14 protein-coding genes are annotated in these 17,482 nt (G+C 72.3%); 7 read left to right on the forward strand and 7 right to left on the reverse strand.

Going from position 1 to position 17,482, the window contains the following annotated elements:
• Nucleotides 1-2 precede the first annotated feature (2 nt).
• Entirely contained in the window at nucleotides 3-788 is a 786-nt protein-coding gene (locus tag AC5L3X_RS14695) for a neutral zinc metallopeptidase (protein ID WP_189125157.1), read from the reverse strand.
• A gap of 111 nt (nucleotides 789-899) precedes the next feature.
• The gene (locus AC5L3X_RS14700) at nucleotides 900-1,733 is read right to left on the reverse strand and encodes a neutral zinc metallopeptidase (RefSeq protein ID WP_189125156.1); all 834 of its coding nucleotides are present in this window, start codon (nucleotides 1,731-1,733) and stop codon (nucleotides 900-902) included.
• A 131-nt stretch (nucleotides 1,734-1,864) separates the two neighbouring features.
• On the opposite strand from AC5L3X_RS14700, the gene dxs reads away from it, so the two are divergent.
• Together dxs and AC5L3X_RS14710 are read left to right on the forward strand one after the other, a co-directional pair.
• Nucleotides 1,865-3,745 (forward strand): 1-deoxy-D-xylulose-5-phosphate synthase, encoded by a 1,881-nt coding sequence (gene dxs, locus AC5L3X_RS14705; RefSeq protein WP_494857482.1) that lies wholly within the window; start codon nucleotides 1,865-1,867, stop codon nucleotides 3,743-3,745.
• Between the two features lie 52 nt (nucleotides 3,746-3,797).
• On the forward strand, nucleotides 3,798-5,294 hold the full coding sequence (locus AC5L3X_RS14710; RefSeq protein ID WP_494857446.1) for an amino acid permease: 1,497 nt from the start codon (nucleotides 3,798-3,800) through the stop codon (nucleotides 5,292-5,294).
• A gap of 49 nt (nucleotides 5,295-5,343) precedes the next feature.
• On the opposite strand, the gene AC5L3X_RS14715 is transcribed toward AC5L3X_RS14710, so the two are convergent.
• The 4 genes from AC5L3X_RS14715 to AC5L3X_RS14730 form a co-directional block, all read right to left on the reverse strand.
• Nucleotides 5,344-5,742: an SSI family serine proteinase inhibitor gene (locus tag AC5L3X_RS14715; RefSeq protein WP_494857447.1), complete on the reverse strand. Its 399-nt coding sequence runs from the start codon at nucleotides 5,740-5,742 to the stop codon at nucleotides 5,344-5,346.
• 136 nt (nucleotides 5,743-5,878) lie between these two features.
• A complete protein-coding gene (locus AC5L3X_RS14720; protein ID WP_494857448.1) occupies nucleotides 5,879-7,996 on the reverse strand; it encodes a 3-hydroxyacyl-CoA dehydrogenase NAD-binding domain-containing protein in 2,118 nt (705 codons plus the stop codon).
• Complete coding sequence (locus AC5L3X_RS14725) at nucleotides 7,993-9,156, reverse strand: thiolase family protein (protein ID WP_494857483.1); 1,164 nt, start codon at nucleotides 9,154-9,156, stop codon at nucleotides 7,993-7,995. Before AC5L3X_RS14725 ends, AC5L3X_RS14720 begins: the two co-directional genes overlap by 4 nt.
• 60 nt (nucleotides 9,157-9,216) lie before the next feature.
• Complete coding sequence (locus AC5L3X_RS14730; protein ID WP_494857449.1) at nucleotides 9,217-9,978, reverse strand: hypothetical protein; 762 nt, start codon at nucleotides 9,976-9,978, stop codon at nucleotides 9,217-9,219.
• Between the two features lie 520 nt (nucleotides 9,979-10,498).
• Here AC5L3X_RS14730 and AC5L3X_RS14735 point away from each other — a divergent pair.
• The 5 genes from AC5L3X_RS14735 (at nucleotide 10,499) to AC5L3X_RS14755 (ending at nucleotide 16,876) form a co-directional block, all read left to right on the forward strand.
• Entirely contained in the window at nucleotides 10,499-11,368 is an 870-nt protein-coding gene (locus AC5L3X_RS14735; protein WP_494857450.1) for a hypothetical protein, read from the forward strand.
• A 105-nt stretch (nucleotides 11,369-11,473) separates the two neighbouring features.
• A complete protein-coding gene (locus AC5L3X_RS14740; protein ID WP_494857451.1) occupies nucleotides 11,474-12,478 on the forward strand; it encodes a LacI family DNA-binding transcriptional regulator in 1,005 nt (334 codons plus the stop codon).
• Complete coding sequence (locus AC5L3X_RS14745) at nucleotides 12,475-13,257, forward strand: sugar phosphate isomerase/epimerase family protein (protein WP_494857452.1); 783 nt, start codon at nucleotides 12,475-12,477, stop codon at nucleotides 13,255-13,257. Before AC5L3X_RS14740 ends, AC5L3X_RS14745 begins: the two co-directional genes overlap by 4 nt.
• On the forward strand, nucleotides 13,254-14,177 hold the full coding sequence (locus tag AC5L3X_RS14750) for an alkaline phosphatase family protein (RefSeq protein ID WP_494857453.1): 924 nt from the start codon (nucleotides 13,254-13,256) through the stop codon (nucleotides 14,175-14,177). The genes AC5L3X_RS14745 and AC5L3X_RS14750 overlap by 4 nt, the downstream gene beginning before the upstream one ends.
• Nucleotides 14,178-14,257: 80 nt before the next feature.
• Nucleotides 14,258-16,876, forward strand: coding sequence for a PEP/pyruvate-binding domain-containing protein (locus tag AC5L3X_RS14755; protein WP_494857454.1), 2,619 nt, complete (start codon nucleotides 14,258-14,260; stop codon nucleotides 16,874-16,876).
• On the opposite strand, the gene AC5L3X_RS14760 is transcribed toward AC5L3X_RS14755, so the two are convergent.
• Nucleotides 16,845-17,459: a GNAT family N-acetyltransferase gene (locus AC5L3X_RS14760; protein ID WP_494857455.1), complete on the reverse strand. Its 615-nt coding sequence runs from the start codon at nucleotides 17,457-17,459 to the stop codon at nucleotides 16,845-16,847. The two genes, AC5L3X_RS14755 and AC5L3X_RS14760, sit on opposite strands and share 32 nt — an antisense overlap.
• Nucleotides 17,460-17,482 lie beyond the last annotated feature (23 nt).

A 17,482-nucleotide genomic window follows, 5' to 3' on the forward strand; every position in this document is an offset into this window, starting at 1 on the left:
CGTCAGGCGACGCGCGCGTTGGACACGGTCCAGGTGTTGCAGTAGCGGGCCGAGCCGCCGTTGTAACCGCGGTTCTGCCAGTAGGCGAGGTTGCGCGGCTTGCCGTGGGCCTTGCTCTCGGTGCCCCTGGACACCGCGTCGGTCCACTGGTCCCAGGTGATGCCGGTGTTGAGCGTGTCGAGCGTGGCGCTGTAGAAGAGGCCGGCGAAGCACTCGGCCTGCATCTCCAGGCGGTGGCTGAGGATGGTGCGGGCCTGACCGCGGGCGCGCCAGTAGAGCCTGTTCTGCGCGTCCAGGATGCCGGTGAGCTCCTGCACGTGGTGGCCCCACTCGTGGGCGGCGGAGTGGGCGATGTTCATCCGGAACGGGTCGCGCAGGTCACGCTTCATGATGCGGATCACGACCGTCCGCTGCACGGGGCAGTACTGTGCGCCGTTGTTGGTGATCTTGCCGCAGACCGAGCTACTGCCGGTGGTGATGGTGACCTTGGGCGGGGTGTACCTCAGCCCGGCGGCCCTGAAGCGGGCGGCCCAGAAGCGGTCGGCGCAGCGGGCCATCGCCCGGTGGAAGGTCTTGAGGGAGGCGGTGCTGCCCCGGGTGATGTCGGGGGCCCCGCACGACTGCGGTGACGGCGTACCGGAGCGGTAGATCTTGTTCTTGGTCAGTACGGCGGGCGGTGCGGCGATCTCGGCCGCAGCGGAGGGCTTGGCGGTCTCCGCGTTGGCGGTGCCGGTCAGGACCAGGCCCACGGTGATGCAGACGGATGCTGCGACAAGGGGAATACGCACGATCGCGGATACTAGACCAGTTAATGCGAATTTGTTTACTAATTCTTTGCTTTTGCCATGAAACCCACAGCGCGGCCGCGCCGGTGTGACGCGGCCGCCCCAAGGTCGTGACTAGGAGACGTAGCGCGCCGAGACGCGCCAGGTGTTGCAGGAGCCGGGTGAGCCGGAGTTGAAGCCGCGGTTCATCCAGAAGGCCTGCGTGGGGCCCTTGCCATGGTCGTTCTGCGCCCAGGCCTTGGCACCGTTCTGGCGGAACCACTCGACGGTGTGGTCCCACTCGGCCGGGTCGACGGGGAGCGTGTTCCTGATCGTGCTCATGAAGGCCGCGGAGAAGCACTCGGCCTGGAGCTCGGAGCGGCGCGAGAGCTGCAGCTGGCCCGAGCGGCCGGTGCTGTTCCTGGCGGACCAGTAGTAGTTCCAGATGCCGGACACCTGCTGGACGTGGTGACCGTACTCGTGGGCCATCAGGCGGGTGATGCCCAGCGCGTACGGCCTGCGCAGCTGCGTCTTGGTGATGAGCATGTACATCGTGCGGTCGGCCGAGCAGTAGACGCCGTCGGCGCCCGCGCTCCAGGGGCCGCAGGGCGTGCGCACCTTCTTGGTGATGATGCGCAGCCGGGGCTTGCTGAAGGGCAGGCCGGCCTTACGGAACTGGGTGGCCCACGACCGGTTCAGGCAGTTGGTCACCCGAGTCAGGAAGCGCTTGTAGGCGGCGGTGCTGCCGCGCGGGAGCGAGCCGGGCGAGCAGTTGGATGACGCGAGCCGTCCGGTCTTGTACAGCGGGTTGGCCGTCGCCGCCGCCTTGCCTCTCGGTGGGGCCGTGACCTGCTGTTGTGCCTGGCCGGTGGGCTGTGTTGCGGCTGACGCCGTGCCCGTGCCCGCCAGCCCGATCACCGCGCCGGCCGCCACGAGAGTCGTCAGTGTCTTCAGGGGGAGAGTGTTCATAATGAGTGAAAGACTAGGTCAAGATCGTACAAATGTGGGCGCAATTGACTCGATGGAGTCAGCGTGACGACCACGAACTAGACTCGATCCGTTGGCGCACAGAAGCAGAGGGGATCGCATCCGTGAGCGGGTTGCTGGGCTCGGTTGAGGGACCGCACGACGTCAAACGGCTCGATGTCGAGGAGCTGCCGAGGCTGGCGGGGGAGATCCGTGACCTGCTCGTCGACGTGTGCGCCCGCCTGGGCGGGCACCTGGGGCCCAACCTGGGCGTGGTCGAGCTGACGATCGCCATCCACCGGGTCTTCGACTCGCCCGGCGACCCCGTCGTCTGGGACACCGGTCACCAGGCCTACGTGCACAAGCTGCTCACCGGCCGGGCCGCCGGATTCGACGCGCTCAAGCAGGAGGGCGGCCTGTCCGGCTACCCGAGCCAGGCCGAGTCCGAGCACGACTTCGTGGAAAACTCGCACGCCTCCACCGCGCTGTCCTACGCCGACGGCCTGGCCAAGGCGTTCAAGCTGCGCGGCGAGCGCGACCGTACGGTGGTCGCGGTGATCGGCGACGGCGCGCTCACCGGCGGCATGGCCTGGGAGGCGCTCAACAACATCGCGGCCGTCAAGGACCTGCCGGTCGTCATCGTGGTCAACGACAACGGCCGCTCCTACTCGCCGACCATCGGCGGGCTCGCCTCCCACCTGTCCAAGCTGCGGGTCACCCGCCGCTACGAGGAGGTGCTCGAGTACGTCAAGGAGAAGATCGGGAACGTTCCCGTCCTCTACGACGCGCTCCACGGCTTCAAGAAGGGCGTCAAGGACATCCTGGCCCCGCAGGCCATGTTCGAGGACCTCGGACTCAAGTACATCGGCCCGATCGACGGCCACGACGAGCAGGCCATGGAGGCGGCGCTGCGCACCGCCCGCGACTTCCGCGGCCCGGTCATCGTGCACGCGCTGACCCAGAAGGGCCGCGGCTACACCCCGGCCGAGGAGCACGACGAGGACCAGTTCCACTCGCCCGGCGCGTTCGACCGCGAGACCGGCGCCGAGAAGCCCAAGGGCCGCATCTGGACCAACGTGTTCAGCGAGGAGCTGGTCAGGCTGGGCAAGGAGCGCGAGGATCTGGTCGCGATCACCGCGGCCATGCTCCACCCGACCGGCCTGGCCGCCTTCGCCGACGCCTACCCCGAGCGCATCTACGACGTCGGCATCGCCGAGCAGCACGCGCTGACCAGCGCGGCCGGCCTCGCGCTCGGCGGCATGCACCCGGTCGTCGCCGTCTACGCGACCTTCCTCAACCGCGCCTTCGACCAGCTCCTCATGGACGTGGCCCTGCACCGGCTGCCGGTCACCGTGGTGCTCGACCGGGCCGGCGTCACCGGTGACGACGGCGCCAGCCACAACGGCATGTGGGACCTGTCGATCCTGCAGGTCGTGCCCGGCCTGCGGATCGCGGTGCCGCGCGACGGCGAGCGGCTGACCGAGCTGCTCGGTGAGGCCGTGGCCGTCTCCGACGGGCCCACGGTGCTGCGCTTCCCCAAGGGTCCCGTCGCCGAGCCGATCGAGGCCGTGGGCAAGCTGGGCGACATGGACGTGCTGCGCGCCGCCGACCCCGACGTGCTGCTGGTCGGCGTCGGCCCGATGGCCCAGGTCTGCATGGACGCGGCCGTCCTGCTCGACGCCCAGGGCATCTCGGCCACCGTGGTCGATCCGCGCTGGGTCAAGCCGCTCGACGAGGCCCTCGCGGGCGCGGCGGCCACGCACAAGCTGGTCGTCGTCGTCGAGGACAACGGCCGCGTCGGCGGTGTCGGCGACGCGGTGGCCCGCCTGCTGCGCGACGCCGACATCGATGTGCCCGTGCGCACCTACGGCATCCCGCAGCACTTCCTCGACCACGCCAAGCGGGCCGCGATCCTCGGCCGCATCGGGCTGACCGGCCAGGACCTCGCCCGCGAGATCACCGAGGCGGTCGCGAAGCGGAGCCAGCCGATCGAGAGCCAGACCGCCCACTCCTGACCGGCCCCCACGGTCACGTCCCGGCACGCTCCTCTACGGCGGGGGAGCGTGCATGACCGCCTGCGGTCAGGGAAGGTCGGAGATCGTGGACATCCTTCGCACCAAGAATGTCGAGCAGTCGATCCGCGACACCGAAGCCCCGGAACATCGGCTGCGCAAACGTCTGACCGCCACCGACCTCACGGTCTTCGGCATCGGTGTGATCGTCGGCACCGGCATCTTCGTGCTGACCGGACAGGTGGCCAAGGAGCTCGCGGGCCCCGCCGTGGCCGTCTCCTTCATCGTCGCCGCAGTCGTCTGCGGTCTCGCCGCGCTCTGCTACGCCGAGCTCGCCTCCACGATCCCGGTCGCCGGCTCCGCCTACACCTTCTCCTTCGCCACCCTCGGCGAGTTCCCCGCCTGGATCATCGGCTGGGACCTGATGCTGGAGATGGCCCTGGCCGCCGCGGTGGTCGCGGTCGGCTGGTCGGGCTACTTCGCCTCGCTCCTGTCGTCGCTCGGCCTCGACCTGCCCGCGTCGATCGCCGGCGAGAACGCCACGGTGAACGTGCCCGCGATGGTCGTGGTGCTGATCCTGACCGGCGTCCTGGTGGCCGGCATCAAGCTGTCCTCCCGGGTCAACCTGGTCATCGTGACCATCAAGGTCGCGGTGATCCTGCTGGTCATCGTGGCCGGGCTGTTCTTCGTGAAGGCGGCCAACTTCTCGCCGTTCGTCCCCGCCTCGATCCCCACCGAACAGGTCTCCGGGCTGAAGGCGCCGCTGATCCAGGTGCTGTTCGGCCTCACCCCGGTCGCCTTCGGCGTGATCGGCATCTTCTCCGCCGCGGCGATCGTGTTCTTCGCCTTCATCGGGTTCGACATCGTGGCCACCGCCGCCGAGGAGACCATCAAGCCGCAGCGCGACCTGCCCCGCGGCATCATCGGGTCGCTGACGATCTGCACCCTGTTGTACGTGGCGGTCTCGCTCGTCGTGGTGGGCATGCAGAACTACCGCGAGCTGAGCACCGAGGCGCCGCTCGCCGACGCGTTCACCGCGGTCGGCCAGACGTGGGCGGCCACGCTCATCAGCATCGGCGCGATCGCCGGTCTCACCACGGTGGTGATGATCCTGATGCTCGGGCAGACGCGGGTGCTGTTCGCCATGTGCCGCGACGGGCTGCTGCCGCGTCAGCTGGCCAAGGTGCACCCCAGATTCGGCACGCCGGCCCGGCTCACGGTGATCATCGGCGTGGTGGCGGCCCTGCTGGCCGGCTTCATCTCACTCGGGGCGCTGGCCGAGCTGGTCAACATCGGCACGCTGTTCGCGTTCGTGGTCGTGTCGGCCGGTGTGATCATCCTGCGCCGGACACGGCCCGACCTGCCGCGGTCCTTCCGTACGCCGATGGTGCCGGTGCTGCCGATCCTGTCGGTGCTCGCCTGCCTCTACCTGATGCTCAATCTGCCGGTCGAGACCTGGCTGCGGTTCGTGGTGTGGATGCTCATCGGGGCGGTGCTCTACTTCACCTACGGCTATCGGCACAGCCGGCTGGCGCGCGAGGCCGGCTCGTGACCGGGTGGTCGTGGGGGACGGGACGACGCCCGCCCCCCACGCGCGGGCGTTACGGGTAGACCGCTCCGACGGCCGCCCGGGCCAGGCAGCTGTTGGGGTAGGAGCCGCTGAAGGACAGGTTGGCGCCGCGCCACTTGCCCTTGACCGACACCTTGGTCGGGGAGTACTCCCGGGTGCAGATCGCGTCGGGATTCTTCAGCTTCGAGATCTGCCCGTTGACACTTCTCAGCGCGTCACAGGCCGCGGTGGCGTTGGGATGGTTGCCACCGTCGGGGTCGCAGGTGAGCCGGTAGGCCTTCGACCGCCCGTTGCTGTCCGTGACGGTGATCGTCAGGGCCGACCGGGCGTGGTGGCCCGCGGACACCGGCGTCGACGCGAGTGCCGAGGCGGCGCCCGCGGCGCCGAGCGCGGGAATGCTGATGGCTGCGGTGAGTAGCAGCCTGTTCACGATGTGCATGGTGCGGGTCTTACCCGGCGGCTGCTCGACACTGGCCTTGGATCGACTCTTGTTTGCGCCACGTGATCAGCTGTCGGGCAAAGGCTGATAAAAGGGGACCCGTCGCAGCGGGTCCCCTCGCGGCGGATCAGGCGGGCAGCGAGGCCACGCCGGGCTCCAGGAAGCGCGGCCGGGCGAAGCCGGACCGGTCTAGGAACGGCGTGACGCCGCCCAGGTGGAACGGCCACCCCGCGCCCAGGATCATGCACAGGTCGATGTCCTGGGCCGCCGCGACCACGCCCTCGTCCAGCATGATGCGGATCTCCTCGGCCAGCGCCTCCAGCACGCGCCGTCGTACCTCCTGCGCGGAGGACGGCGAGGAGCCGCCCGCGAACAGGGCCACCGCCTCGGGATCGAGCGAGAAGCCGGGCGCGTACACGCCGGGCTTACCGGAGGCGACCAGCTTGGCCATGTTCTCCGAGACGCCGAAGCGCTCGGGGAACGCCGCGTGCAGCGTCTCGGCCACGTGCAGGCCGACAGCCGGGCCGACCAGCTGGAGCAGCGCGAACGGCGTCATCGGTAGCCCGAGGTCGTCCAGCGCGTGCTCGGCCGTCTCCAGCGGCGTGCCCTCGTCGACCGCGGCGATGACCTCGCCCATGAAGCGGGTGAGCAGCCGGTTGACCACGAACGCCGGCGCGTCCTTGACCAGCACGGACGACTTCTTCAGCGACCTGCCGACGGCGAACGCCGTGGCCAGCGTCGCGTCGTCCGTCGCGGCGCCCTTGACGATCTCCAGCAGCGGCATCACGGCGACCGGGTTGAAGAAGTGGAACCCGACCAGCCGCTCCGGGTGTTCCAGGTCCGCGCCCATCTCCGTCAGCGAGAGCGACGAGGTGTTGGTCGCCAGCGTGCACTCCGCCGAGACCATCGCCTCGACCTCGGCGAACACCTGCTTCTTGACCGCCAGATCCTCGAACACGGCCTCGATGACGAAGTCGGCGTCGGCGAACGCGTCCTTGGTCAGCGAGCCCGTGACCAGGGCCTTGAGCCGGTTGGCCCGATCGGCCGAGACCCGGCCCTTGGCCAGCAGCTTGTCGATCTCGGCGTGCGCGTAGCCGACACCCTTGTCCAGCCGGGCCTGGTCGAGGTCGGTCAGCACGACCGGCACCTCCAGCCGGCGGGCGAACAGCAGCGCCATCTGCGAGGCCATCAGCCCCGCGCCCACCACGCCAACCTTGGTGACCTTGCGGGCCAGCGCCCGGTCGGGGGCGCCCGCCGGCCGCTTGGCGCGGTGCTGCACCAGATCGAAGGAGTAGAGCCCGGCCCGCAGCTCGTCGCCCATCAGCAGGTCGGCCAGCGCCTCGTCCTCGGCCGCGAAGCCGTCGTCGCGCGAGGCCGTACGGGCCTGGGCGACGAGGTCGAGCGCCCGGTAGGGGGCGGGGGAGGCGCCGTGCAGCTTCATGTCGACCAGGAAGCGCGCGTCGGCCACCGCCTTGTCCCAGTCGGCCCCGTCCTGGTCGGTCTCGTCCCGATCGACGGTGAGGTCACCGGTGATCACCCTGGCCGCCCAGCGCAGCGACTCCTCCAGGAAGTCGGCCGGTTCGAACATCGCGTCGGCGACGCCCAGCTCGAACGCCTGGGCCCCGCTGGTCATGCGGTTCTGCGCCAGCGGGTTCTCGATGATCAGCTTGATCGCCTTGGCTGGGCCGATCAGGCGGGGGAGCAGCTGCGTGCCGCCCCAGCCGGGCACCAGGCCGAGGAAACACTCCGGCAGCGCGACCGCCGGCACTCCCGAGGAGATCGTCCGGTACGCGCAGTGCAGCGCGATCTCCAGCCCGCCGCCCATCGCCGCGCCGTTGACGAACGCGAACGACGGGATCGGCAGCTCGCCCAGCCGGCGGAACACGTGGTGCCCGAGGCGGCCGATCGCGAGCGCCTCCTCGCGGGAGGTCACCGCGGACGCGCCCTTGAGGTCGGCGCCGACGGCGAAGATGAACGGCTTGCCCGTGACGCCCACCGCGACCAGGTCGGTGCGGGCCTCGATCTCCGACAGCGCGGCGTTCAGCGCGAAGAGGCCGCGCGGCCCGAAGGTGTTGGGCTTGGTGTGGTCGAAGCCGTTGTCCAGTGTGATCAGCGCCATCGTGCCGGCGCCGCCGGGCAGCTCCACGTTGCGCACCAGCGCCTTGGTGACGACTTCGTCCGCGCGGGCTCCGTTGCGCTCGCTCAGCAGCGCGCGCCAGCCGTCGAGGTTGTCGAGGTCGCTCATGCCAGGTTCTCCCAGATCACGGTGCCGCCCATGCCCATGCCGACGCACATGGTGGTGATGCCGTAGCGCACGTCGGGGCGCTCGCCGAACTGCCGGGCCAACTGCGTCATCAGCCGCACGCCCGAGGAGGCCAGCGGGTGGCCGAACGCGATCGCGCCGCCGTAGGGGTTCACGCGGGGGTCGTCGTCGGCGAGACCGAAGTGCTCCAGGAAGGCCAGCACCTGTACGGCGAACGCCTCGTTGACCTCGAACAGCCCGATGTCGGAGATGGACAGCCCGGCCAGGCGCAGCGCCCGCTCGGTCGAGGGGATCGGCCCCACGCCCATCACCTCGGGGTCCACCCCGGCGAACGCGTAGGACACCAGCCGCATCCTGGCCGTCAGCCCCAGCTCCTCGGCGACCTCCCGGGCGGCGACGACGCAGCCGGTCGCGCCGTCGTTGACGCCGGAGGCGTTGCCCGCGGTGACGTTGCCGTGCGGGCGGAACGGCGTCTTCAGGCCGCTCAGGCCCTCGACCGTGGTGCCGGGCCGTGGGGCCTCGTCCTCGGTCGCCAGGCCCCAGCCCTTCTCGGCCGTCCGGATCGCGGTCGGCACCAGGTCGGGCTGGATCTTGCCGTCGGCGTAGGCCTTGGCCACCTTCTCCTGCGACAGCGCCGCGTAGGCGTCGGCGCGGTCCTTGGTGATCGAGGGGTAGCGGTCGTGCAGGTTCTCCGCCGTCATGCCCATGATGAGCGCGCTCGGGTCGACGAGCTTCTCCGACAGGAACCTCGGGTTGGGGTCGACGCCCTCGCCCATCGGGTGGCGGCCCATGTGCTCGACGCCGCCCGCGATCGCCACGTCGTACGCGCCGAACGCGATGCCGCCCGCGACCGTGGTGACCGCCGTCATCGCGCCCGCGCACATGCGGTCGATCGCGTAGCCGGGCACCGACTTGGGCAGTCCGGCCAGCACCGCGGCCGAGCGGCCGATGGTCAGGCCCTGGTCGCCGATCTGGGTGGTGGCGGCGATGGCGACCTCGTCCACCCGCTCGGGCGGCAGGCCGGGGTTGCGCCGGATCAGTTCGCGGATGACCCGGACGACCAGGTCGTCGGCTCGGGTCTCCGCGTACAGTCCCTTGGGCCCGGACCGGCCGAAAGGCGTGCGAACGCCGTCGACGAACACGACGTCACGAGAGGAAGGCACGGATTCGCTCCTCGTTGCTGGACAGCTGTCGAATCTATGCTACTCGTCAGTAACTAGACCGCAGACGAGGGTGGCCGCCGCCAGCGCGCAGAGCACGGCGGCCGGCGGCTCCCAGAGGTGGGCGCGGGTCCCGGCCAGAACGGCGACCGCCGCGCCCGCGCCCGTCCAGAGCGCCGCGCTCCTCGCCGGCCGCGCGCTCCGCCCCCGGCCGGGATCCCACGGATCCGCCGGCGGCCTGCCCCGCCGGACGGCGCGCGCCGCGATCCCCAGCGCGTCGCGCGCCCACCAGGTGACGAAGCACACCCCGGCCGCCACGCTCACCAGCCAGAGCGCCTCCACCGCCGTGGTCGACGCGCTCGCGAGGCCGTGCCACCCGGCCGCCTCGAACAGTCGCGGCAGGGTGAAGCCGAGCAGCAGCGTCACGGCCCAGCCGCAGGCCATGACCAGCCTGCTCAGTGGCCGGCCGGGGGTTTCGCGGCGGACCGCGTAGAGCTCCCGCTCGCGCCTGCGCGCGGCGCGCTCGCGGGAGCCCCAGGCTGCCTGGGTGACGGCCAGCACGGGCAGCCCGCCCGCGAACAGGATCAGCGACAGTACGGCCAGCGACAGTACGGCCAGCGGCGGCACGGCCTGCGGCGCAGCCTGGCCGGTCGCCGCCCGCTCGGCGAGTGACTGGGCGCAGGCGAGCAGGGCGATCTGGCCGGTCAGCGCGATGAGCGCGGTCCGGCGGGCGGCGCGGGCCCGTGCCCGGAGCCTGGTCAACGCCTGTGCGCCGGGAGGGGGTGCGACGTGGGTCGACGGCATGGACGTCAATGATGTCCTCCCTTTGCGGGAGCGGCCTGGAATCTGGGCATTTGGATGGAGCCCTCGATTCGCGGTGCGGCTCGATCTGTCTTCGGTTCTGTCGGTGCGCCGGGTTTGTTCTGTGGGTGCCGCGGAGGCGGGTGGGCGTTCCGGCCGACCGCGATTGCCCGGGGTCTGGTGTTTTTCGCCTTCGGCCTTGTTGCGGGCGCGGGGGTACTTGGCACGGTCTTAAGTCGGCCGGAACGCCCACCCGCCTCCGCTTTCGGCTGTCCGGCCGTTCCTCTTGGGCGCCGTAGCGCGTGCTCGGGTTCGGTGTTCTGGCTTCTCGCCGATGCTGAAGCGCCTGTCTTCGCCCCTTGGGCTTGGTCGCCGTAGCTGAAGCCCTCACTTGCCGGCACAGTGCGGGCTGGGGGCGGAGTTACGGATGTTCTCTTGGCGAAAGGAGTGGAATTTCCGGACAAGGTGAGGTTGATTCTGTTAGGAAAGGTTGCGGTCCGTATTCGTACTAGAGAGGTACATCGTGGCTCGCGACGAGAACGACAGGTCCTACGAGGATGGGCAGGGCAGGTCGTTGAACCCCGATTTGACCGGCGACGTGCTGTCCCCGCGCCTGAGCACCGACGACACCGACGAGCAACCCGCCGTCCGGGAGACCTACATCCTGCCGCCGGACAAGGGCGAGCCTCGTGACGAGGTGGACCCGGCGTCGGAGCAGGTGGCCGAGACGCCGTCCGCGGGTGACGAGGCGACCCGCGGCTACCTGCCGCTCGACAAGGCGTACGAGTCCGCCCAGGACGAGCCTCGGCGGGGGTTCCTCGGATCCGGGTGGACCGATGTCGACGAGGAGGAGGAGCGCCGGCGTGAGGTGCGCCGCCGTACCAGGGTGCTGCTGGTGGGCGCGGCGGCGGTCGTGATCTTCGGTGCCGGCGCCGGATGGATGCTGACCGGCGCGTCGTCCGAGGACCCGTGCGCGGGCGCGCGGTGCGCGAGTGCCGGTGAGGTGAGCGCGCCCGCCGAGTCCCCTGTCCCGGACGGCACCGATGAGGCGACGACCGCGCCCGAGAAGTCGCGTACGCCCGAGCCGGTCGTCTCGGAGACCGCCCGGCCGACGCCGACCGCCACGCGGGCCCGGCCGACGCGCACCGCCACGCCGCGTGCCACGCCCACCGGCCGCGTGGACGAGCCGACGGTCCGGCCCAGCAGGCGGGCCACCCAGGAGCCCCAAGATCTCGACCTGGCCGAGGAGCCGAAGGGCGCGGAGGAGCCGAAGGGCGCCGGTGAGCCCACCGGCCGGGAGGCGGCCGAGGTGGAGACGATGGAGGCCGAACCCGTGCCGACTCCGGCGGAGACCAGGAAGGGCCTGTTCGAGAGGCTGTTCCCCTGGGTCTGACCCGCGTTTCTCCAGGGTCTCGTGTCTTCGGACGGGCGCGGCGTGCGAGGATGCGGAGCCGGGCGCCGGTCCGGCGCCAGAGGCAACCGCTTTCCGGGAGGTGTCGTGGTCACGCTGGAGGACGTCGCCAAGCAGGCGGGCGTCTCGCTCGCGACCGCCTCGCGGGTGCTCAACGGCAGCACCCGCCAGGTCGGCGCCGACCTGCGCGCACGGGTCGAACGGGCCGCCGGTGAGCTGGGCTACCGCGCCAACATGGCTGCCCAGACGCTGGCCCGGGGAGCGAGCAATGTCATCGGCATCGTCGTCCACGACCTGACCGACCCCTACTTCGCCGCGCTGGCCGACGGCGCCATGCGCGCCGCGGCCGGCGAGGGGCTGCTCGTCATGGTGGGCACCACCCACCGCGACCCCGAGCAGGAGATCGCCTACGTGGCCACGCTCAACGCCCAGCGCGTACGGGCCGTGCTGCTGGCCGGGTCGCGGGTCGACGACCCCGAGGTGACCGGCCGGCTCCGCGACGAGCTGCGGCGCTACCTCGACGCCGGGGGCCGGGTGGCCTGCGTGGGCCAGCCCCTGCTGGGCGTCGACACGGTGGCTCCCGCCAACCGGGAGGGCGCGGCGGAGCTGGCCCGCGCGCTGGCCGGGCTCGGTCACACCCGGTTCGCCGTGCTCGCCGGGCCCCCGCGGCTGATCACCGCCCGTGACCGGTGCGCCGGGTTCGTCACCGCGATCCGGGAGCTCGGGCTGCCCGAGCCGCGCGTCGTCCACGGCCCCTTCGACCGCGACGGCGGCTACACGGCGGCGGCCGAGACGGGTGAGGCGACCTGCGTGTTCGCCGTCAACGACGTGATGGCCGTGGGCGCGCTGGCCGCCTATCGCGAGCGCGGGGTGCGGGTGCCGGAGAACGTCTCGGTGGCGGGCTTCGACGACATCGCCACCCTGCGCGACCAGGTGCCGGCACTGACCACCGTACGCCTGCCGCTGACCGATCTCGGCGCGCGGGCGCTGGAGCTCGCGCTGGACGCGGGGGAGACGCCGGTGGTCGAGCACGTCGCCGGAGAGGTCGTGCTGCGCGAGAGCGTCCGCGACCTCCGGCGGGAGCCGGGGTGAAGCTGGCGCTCAGCACGCTCGGCCTGCCGGGCGAGGGGCTCGACCGGGCGATCGAGGTGGCGGCCGGGCACGGCTGCCACGGTCTCGAACTCCGCCTGCACCCCGACACCGGCGTGCACCGGGGGCTCGGCCGCGAGGAACGCCGGTCCGTGCGCGAGCGGATCGCGGACGCCGGTCTGGAGGTCGCCGCCCTGGCCGGCTACGTCGGCGTGTGCGAGCCCGGCCCCGACGAGCCCGCCGTCGAGGCGCTGCTCGCCGACTTGGCGCTGGCCGCCCAGCTCGGGGCCCCCGGCGTGCGGGTCTTCCCGCGCGGTGACGACCCGGCCGTAGGCGCGCGCAGGCTGCGGGCCGTCGCCGGCGCGGCCGCCGACCTCGGCGTCCGGGTGCTCGTCGAGACGCACGACCAGCTGGCCACCGGCGCGGCCGTGGCCGGCCTGCTCGGCGCGGCGGCCGTCCCCGAGACCACCGGCGCGCTCTGGGACCTGCTGCATCCCTGGCGTGGCGGCGAGCCGCCCGCCGCCACGCTCGCCGCGCTGCGCCCCTGGCTCGCCTACGTGCAGGTCAAGGACGCGGTCTCGGCCGACGACTGCACGCCCGTGCCCCTGGGGGCCGGTGCGGTGCCGCTGGAGGAGTGCGGGACACTGCTGCGCGAGGCCGGCTACGACGGATGGGTCTCGCTCGAATGGGAGCGCGCCTGGTATCCCCAGGTGGCCCCGGTCGAGGAGGTCCTGCCCGGCGCCGCCGCATGGGTGCGACGTTTCGGGAGGACCTCCGCATGATCGACAAGGTGTTCGTGGTGGGCATGGACGGCCTGCGCTTCGACCGGCTCGCCGCCGTGCGCCCGCCGGTGCTCGGCGCGCTGATGTCCGCCGGCCGCTACGGCACCAGCCGCCTCCCGTACGGCGAGGCCGGGGCGCCCCGCACCGAGTCGCCGGGCGAGGTCGTCCCGGAGTCGGCCACGTCACCGGGCGACGTCCAGGACGACGTCCGGCTGATCAGGGCGCGCACCGACTCCGGCCCCGGGTGGTCGTCGATCGCGACCGGGGTCTGGCCGGACAAGCACGGCGTCGTGGACAACGGGTTCGCAGGAGCCCAGTTCGCGAAATATCCGGATTTCTTGACTCGGGCCAGGTCCGTCCGCCCCGACCTGGTCACCGCCGCCTTCTTCTCCTGGGCCGCGCTGGCCGAGCACGGTGCCTTCGGCCCGGCCCTCGGCACCCGGTTCGTGGTCGACGGCTACGCCATCACCTTCCACGCCGGCGACGAGCGGGTCACCGAGGCCGCCGCGGCCGACCTGGCGGGCGACGGCCCCGACCTGGCGTTCGTCTACCTGGGCGACACCGACGAGGTGGCCCACGACCTCGGCCCGCTCTGTCGCGAATACGCCGACGCGCTGCTGCTCCAGGACGCCTACCTGGGCCGTCTGCTCGACACGGTCCGCGCGCGGCCGTCGTACCCTCGCGAGCGCTGGACGGTGCTGGTCACGACCGACCACGGCCATGTCGACGAGGGCGGTCACGGCGGCGTCTCCGACGAGGAGCGCACGGTGTTCGTGATCGCCGCCCGGCTGGGCGAGGACCTGGGCGGAGGCTCGCTCGGCGAGCCGAGGCTGGTCGACGTGGCCCCCACCGCGCTGGCCGCGCTGGGCATCGACGCCGACCCCGCCTGGGAGCTCGACGGGAGCCCGCTCCGCTTCTGAGAATCTTTTCATCGCGTGTTGAATTCTGGCCTCGGAAGAGTGAGACTCGGGGCGAGACGCACGAAGACCCTGGGGGCGCGATGAACACCGCACTGGAGTTCTCCGAGATCCACGCCGGGATGCTCGCCGAGGTGGGCGGTAAGGCCGCCAACCTCGGCGAGCTGACCAGGGCGGGATTCCCGGTCCCCGCCGGCTGGGTGCTGACCACCGAGGCCTACCGTCAGGTCGCCGAGGCGGCGGAGCTCGACGTGATCATCGCCCGGGGCGGCCCAGGACTGGCCGAGGCCGTCAGGAGCCGGCTGCTGGAGACGCCCGTGCCCGGTCCGGTGGCCAAGACCGTGCGGGAGTTCTACGCCGGTCTCGGCGACGGCGTGCCGGTCGCGGTGCGCTCCTCGGCCACGGCCGAGGACCTGCCGTTCGCCAGCTTCGCCGGGCAACAGGACACCTACCTGGGCGTCGTCGGCCCCGACGCCGTGCTCGACGCCGTCCGCCGCTGCTGGGCCTCACTGTGGACCGACCGCGCCGTCGCCTACCGCGAGGCCAACGGCATCGATCACGCCGCCGTACGGCTCGCGGTCGTCGTCCAGGTGATGGTCGACGCGCGGGTGGCCGGGGTGATGTTCACCGCCAACCCGGTGACGGGCCGCAGGCGCGAGGCCGTCATCGACGCCGCCCCGGGGCTGGGCGAGGCCGTGGTCTCCGGCGCGGTCAACCCCGACCGGTTCGCGGTCGACGCGGCCACCGGCGAGATCCTGCTCCGGCACGAGGGAGACAAGCGGCTGGCCGTACGCTCCCTGCCGGGCGGCGGCACCGAGCACGTCGAGACCGCGCCCGGCGGCCTGTGCCTGACCGACGCCCAGGCGCGCGAGCTGGCCGCGCTGGGCGTCCGCGTCGAGGACCACTACGGCGCGCCGCAGGACACCGAGTGGGCCATCGGCGACGACGGCGCCCTCTGGCTCACCCAGGCCCGGCCGATCACCACGCTCTACCCGCTGCCCGAGACCGCGCGCGACGGGCTGCGGGTCTACTTTTCGGTCAACGTGGTCCAGGGCGTGATGGGCCCGCTCACGCCGATGGGGCTCTCGGCGTTCCGGCTGCTCGCCTCCGGCGCCGCCGGGCTGTTCGGGCACGCCCCGGCCGAGCGGCGGGCCGGGCCGGCCTTCCTGGCGGTGTCCGGCGGGCGGCTGTGGATCGACCTCACCACGGCCGTGCGCAGCCGGGCCGGCCGGGCGATCCTGCCACGCGTCCTGGCCGTGGGCGAGACCCGCGCCGCGGCCGTGCTGGAGCGGCTCGTCGAGGATCCCCGCCTGTCGGTCACGCGCACCTCGCTCCGGCCGGTCCTGCTGGGCCTCGCCCGCTTCGCCCGCCGGGTGCGCGCACCGGCACGCCTGTTCCAGGCGCTGACCAGGCCGGGCCGCGCCCTCGCCTACACCCGCGAGGTGGGCGAGCGGCTGGACGCGCGGCTGCGTGTGCCCGCCGGGGCGACGCCCGCGCAGCGCCTCGACCACGCGGAACGGGTGCTCGGCGGCACGTTCCCGCAGATCATCTCGATCATGCCGATCGCGCTCACCGGCTACGGCCTGTTCGGGCTGGCCTCGCGGCTGTCCGGCCTGCCGCTGAGCGAGATGCAGGACGTGCTCCGCGCCCTTCCGCACAACCCGACCACCGAGATGGACCTGGAGCTCTGGGCCCTGGCCGGCCGGGTCGAGCCGGAGCCGTTCCGCCGGCACCCGGTCGGCGAGCTGGTGCGCCTCTACCGCGCTGGCGAGCTGCCGCCGAAGGCCCAGCAGGGCATCGCGCGCTTCCTCGACGTCTACGGCCACCGCGGCGTCGCCGAGATCGACCTGGGAGTGCCGCGCTGGTCGGACGACCCCGCCCACCTGCTCGGCGTCCTGGCCAACTATCTGCGCATGGACGACGCTGGCCCCCTCGCCCCCGACGCGCTCTTCGCCAGGGGAGCCGCCGAGGCGGACGTGGCCATGGCCGCGATCGTCGCCCGGGCCCGCCGCCGGGGCCGCCCGCGGGCCGCGGTCACCCGCTTCGCGCTCCGCCGCACCAGGACGTACGCGGGCCTGCGTGAGCTGCCCAAGTTCTACCTGGTGCGGGTCCTGGCCGGGTTGCGGCGCAGTCTGCTGGCCGTCGGCGAGCACCTGGCGGCCACCGGGGTGCTCGGCTCGGCCGGCGACGTGTTCTTCCTGAGCGTCGAGGAGGCCAGGGCCGCGCTGGCCGGCGGCGACCTGCGCGACCTCGTGACCGAGCGGCGGGCGGCCTACGAGCGGGAGACCCGCCGCAGGCACGTGCCCAGGCTCATGCTCTCCGACGGCACCGAGCCGGAGGCGCTGTCGGCCACGGCCGCCGAGGGCGCGCTGACCGGCTCCGCCGCCTCGGCCGGTACGGTCACCGGCCCGGCCAGGGTGGTGCTGGACCCGGTTGGCGCCCACCTCGAACCGGGCGAGATCCTGGTCTGCCCGTCCACCGACCCCGGCTGGACGCCGTTGTTCCTCACCGCCGGCGGGCTGGTGATGGAGATGGGCGGCGCCATGTCGCACGGCGCGGTGGTGGCCCGTGAATACGGCATCCCGGCCGTGGTCGGCGTGCCCGACGCCACCCACCGCATCACGACCGGCGACCTGATCACGGTGAACGGCGCGGCGGGCACCGTCACCGTCACCGTCGAGGAGGAGCCGGCGGAGGTCTGAGCGGCTCCGGAACGGACGCCTCTGTCTCCTGTGGTGCGGTGGTCCGGTGGTGGAGCCACGTGTGCAACGGGTCGGAGCCCTCGCGGATGAGCGCGGGCGCGTCGGTGAGGCGGAACCCTGCCGACCGGGCCACGGCGGCGCTGGCGGTGTTGCCGGCGGCGATCCGCAGGAGCACCCGGCTGCCGGCCAGGGGGTCGTAGGCGTAGGCGGTGATCAGCTGGACGGCGCGCACCGCCAGGCCCCGGCCGCGGTGCGCGGCGCCGACGGCGTAGGCCAGCTCCACCTCGCCCGGCTCGCCGGTGACGAACAGCAGGATCTCGCCGAGGGGCTGCCCGCCGTCGGTGGTGATGGCGAGCTGGAGTCTCCTCCCCTCGGCGCGGCGCTGGCGGGCCTGGTCCAGGTAGGCGCGGGCGGCGCTCTGGTCGAAGGGGGAGCGCAGCGGGGTCCAGCGGGCGACGGCCGGCTCGTCGAACAGCTCGGACATCGCGGGCAGGTCCTGCTCCGCCCATTCGCGCAGGATGAGACCGGCACCGGCGAGGTGGACGTCATCAGGCAGGGCCAGACGGTCGTTGTGCGAGCCCAAGGATCTCGCCTTTCGTCAGGGGG

This window comes from Nonomuraea sp. CX421 (assembly GCF_059358955.1).

Bases quoted from the DNA above. Each gene is read 5' to 3' on its own strand.
- AC5L3X_RS14700 (WP_189125156.1), bottom strand. From the start codon at position 1,733: ATGAACACTCTCCCCCTGAAGACACTGACGACTCTCGTGGCGGCCGGC.
- AC5L3X_RS14710 (WP_494857446.1), top strand. From the start codon at position 3,798: ATGACCGCCTGCGGTCAGGGAAGGTCGGAGATCGTGGACATCCTTCGC.
- AC5L3X_RS14720 (WP_494857448.1), bottom strand. From the start codon at position 7,996: ATGAGCGACCTCGACAACCTCGACGGCTGGCGCGCGCTGCTGAGCGAG.
- AC5L3X_RS14730 (WP_494857449.1), bottom strand. From the start codon at position 9,978: ATGCCGTCGACCCACGTCGCACCCCCTCCCGGCGCACAGGCGTTGACC.
- AC5L3X_RS14750 (WP_494857453.1), top strand. From the start codon at position 13,254: ATGATCGACAAGGTGTTCGTGGTGGGCATGGACGGCCTGCGCTTCGAC.
- AC5L3X_RS14755 (WP_494857454.1), top strand. From the start codon at position 14,258: ATGAACACCGCACTGGAGTTCTCCGAGATCCACGCCGGGATGCTCGCC.